Source organism: Pantoea sp. SIMBA_079, assembly GCF_046940275.1.
GTDB classification, from domain to species: Bacteria; Pseudomonadota; Gammaproteobacteria; order Enterobacterales; family Enterobacteriaceae; genus Pantoea; species Pantoea borealis.
Genome location: NZ_JAWRYR010000926.1, coordinates 1 through 236 on the forward strand (window position 1 = coordinate 1; position 236 = coordinate 236).

Genomic DNA, 236 nt, shown 5'->3' on the forward strand with positions numbered 1-236 from the left:
GAGCCGGATCGCGCTCTGGCGGCACGTCTGCAGACACATCCGTTCCTCGGTCCAAAGCTGACCATTTATCAGCAGGATTCTATGACCTTTGATTTTGCTGCGCCGGCGCAGGAAAAGGGGCAGCCGCTGCGCGTGTTTGGCAACCAGCCCTACAACATCTCCACGCCGCTGATGTCTCATCTTTTCAGCTATACTGGTTCGATCAAAGATATGCACTTCATACTGCAGAAAGAGGT

1 protein-coding gene is annotated in these 236 nt (G+C 53.8%); it reads left to right on the forward strand.

The window, feature by feature from the left end; all coding sequences use genetic code 11:
• Window positions 1-236, forward strand: a 236-nt coding sequence (locus tag SB719_RS22645) for an rRNA adenine N-6-methyltransferase family protein (protein ID WP_412160107.1), incomplete at both ends; no start/stop codon positions are given.